At 60.1% G+C, this 2,646-nt stretch carries 2 protein-coding genes and 1 pseudogene; all 3 read left to right on the forward strand.

Features of this window, described 5'->3' with window-relative positions; translation table 11 throughout:
• On the forward strand, positions 1-425 hold a 425-nt coding region (locus IGS51_RS22145; RefSeq protein ID WP_297081064.1), incomplete at its 5' end, for an extracellular solute-binding protein.
• A 97-nt stretch (positions 426-522) separates the two neighbouring features.
• Positions 523-1,554 carry an ElyC/SanA/YdcF family protein gene (locus tag IGS51_RS22150; RefSeq protein ID WP_297081066.1) on the forward strand — a complete coding sequence of 344 codons (1,032 nt, stop codon included), beginning with the start codon at positions 523-525 and terminating at the stop codon, positions 1,552-1,554.
• A gap of 439 nt (positions 1,555-1,993) precedes the next feature.
• Positions 1,994-2,646 (forward strand): annotated as a pseudogene (locus tag IGS51_RS22155) (hypothetical protein); the annotation flags it as partial.

Consider the following 2,646-nt stretch of genomic DNA (forward strand, 5'->3'; position numbering starts at 1 on the left):
CCAACTTTACCACCGATGGCTGGCGCGATCAGATGTTGACGGGCGACTTGGCGATCGCCATGGCCTATTCCTCCGACGCGCTCCAGGTGTCCGAAGAAAATCCCGACATCCAATACCTGATTCCTGCCAGCGGCTCGTCCCTGTGGACCGATACGATGGTGATTCCGGCGGCTGCCCCCAACCCCGATGCGGGCTATGCCTGGATTAACTTCTTGCTGGAGCCAGATGTGCTGGCACAGGCATCGGAGCGGCTGAGGTTCGCCACGGCAAACCAGGCGGCGATCGACCTCCTGCCCAACGCCCTCAAGTCCAATCCCAACCTCTATCCCAACCAGGCAGCGCTGCAAAAATGTGAGCGCATTTCCCCAATCGGCGACGCGACGGAACTCTACGACCAGTATTGGACGCAACTCACCAGCCTATAGCTGCCAGAAATCCGTTACCGGGTGGGCGATCGCGCATTACACTGGACTAGACCTTTTTGCCCCCCGGCATTGACCTCCAGCGGGCGACCCGTCAACCATGTTTGAACTGCTCACCCGAATTCTGCTCTGGCTGCTAATTGGCACGATCCTCTGGTACGTGTTCAGTAAGTTCATTCCCAGGGTCTATCTGACGTGGCTGGGTGGCATTATCCTGTTTGCCTTCGTCATTCTGGCGTTTATTGACCCTACCAATCGCACTGTGGGCACGGTCTGGAGCGTGCTGTCGCTGCCGCTAAAACCGCTGGGTCTGGTGTTCTTCCTACTGCTGAGTTCGCTGAAAAAAGGGGCCAAAAGCGTAGACGGCAACCTGGTGCTGGCGGCGGTGCTGGTGCTACTGCTCACGAGTACGCCGATTGTGGCCTACTGGTTGACCTCGCAGGCGGCCCGCACGCTGGCCTACAGCCCAATGGTGCAGCGGCCGGTGGACTTTAACCCGGCGTCCGTCAAGGCAATCGTAGTGCTGGGCGACAGCAATGACCCGGCCGACCCGGCCTATCGCAGCCGCACCCAGGTCAGCAGCGATCGCGACGGGTTTACCAACGTGCTGGCCTCGCGGCTCTTCTTTGCGGCTCGCGTCTATCGGGGTGAATTGGAACAGGGCCGAAACCCGCTGGTCATCGTCAGCCTGGGGTCGCAACTGGGGCTGAATGCGTCGCAAGAGGCACGGGCGATCGCCATTCAGACGGTGCAGGGAATTTTGACCAGCGCAGGCGTGCAGGGCGATCGCATCGTAATCGACACCGAAGGCACGGATCTCTACAGCAACGCGGTGGCTATCGAGCGCATCCTGACCCCCCTGGGCTACCAAAAAGAAACCGACAGCCTGCTGCTGGTGGTGCCCTTGCTCAACGTCAGCCGTGCCCGCGCCACCTTTGCCAGTCGCGGCTTGCGAACCCTAGGACTGCCCACCGACCAATTTCTGTTTCAACTGGACGATCGCCGCTTGATTGCCAGCGTCGCCGACCTAGTGCCCAACGTAGACGCGCTGGCGCTGACAACCCGCGTGGTAGACGAATATTTGTCTTCGGTCTACTACTTTATGCGCGGCTGGCTGGTCAGCCCTATTTAGCAACGCTTCACGAATCTTCTCCTATGGGGGACTGCGACCTGGCAAGAATCTGGCGAAGATCTAGAGTACACTCAGTCCAACTTGCAGGGGCGATCGGACGATGAGCCAGGGCCACCAACGGAGACCAGCGCGTTTCACTGCCAAACCAAGGCGGCGGTTTGCGGCAGAAAGACGAGGTTTCCTCACCATGCTTGCACGAGGTTTCCCCACCACGCTTGCACAATATTGCTCCAGAACACTTGGGCGATATTACTTCGTAACGCTTAGGCGATATTGCTCCGCAAGACTTGCACGATATTGCTCCAAAACACTTGCACAATATTGCTCCGCAACGCTTGCGCGAACGCCCCACTCCAGTTCCCGCCGCGTCTCTCACAGTCGCAAAACCAGGCAGTGGATCACAACGCTGCTTCTAGGGCTAACGCTGCTTCTGGGGCTAGTGCTGGCACTGGGTCTAGCGCATTCTGCAACAGCCACGCTTCCCGCCGCATCCTCCCCGTCGCCAGAAATTCACGCTGCCCCTGCCACCTCCCAACCAGAGACCTTACGCGTCCAGCACTGGTCTGAATTTCCTGCACAGTCCCCCTCCACATTCCCCCTCCGTTCTTCGTTCTTCGCTCTTCATTCTTCGTTCTTCCCTCCCCCTTCTTCCCCCGACCCCCCACTCTCCGCCCGGTCGCTCTACGACGCGGGTCGCTATCGAGAGGCGATCGCCCAATTGGAAGCCCTCCTCGATCAACTGCGGCAACCGGGCGCAGACCCCAGCATCGGGGAGCAAACTCGTCTCCAGATTGGGCTAACGCTGGCAAACCTGTCGCTGGCGCATCAGCAGCTTGGAGAATGGGCTACAGCAGAGCGGCACATTGCCGAAGCGGTGCAACTGCTGAATTCCCTCCCGGCGCGTACTGCGACAGTGCAGCGGGCGCAGGCGCAGGCATTGACCATTTTGGGGCGGCTCCAATTTGCGCGGGGGCAGGCAGATGCGGCGCTAGAGTCCTGGGGGCAGGCAACAGCGCTGTTTCAGCAGGTGGGCGACCTGGCCGCCATCGACACGCAGATGAACCAGGCGCAGGCGCTGCAATCCCTGGGGCT

Source organism: Thermoleptolyngbya sp. M55_K2018_002, from assembly GCF_015295965.1.
In the GTDB taxonomy this organism is placed as follows: Bacteria; Cyanobacteriota; Cyanobacteriia; order Elainellales; family Elainellaceae; genus Thermoleptolyngbya; species Thermoleptolyngbya sichuanensis.

Coding starts and splice junctions, on each gene's coding strand:
- IGS51_RS22150 (WP_297081066.1), top strand. CDS start 523: ATGTTTGAACTGCTCACCCGAATTCTGCTCTGGCTGCTAATTGGCACG.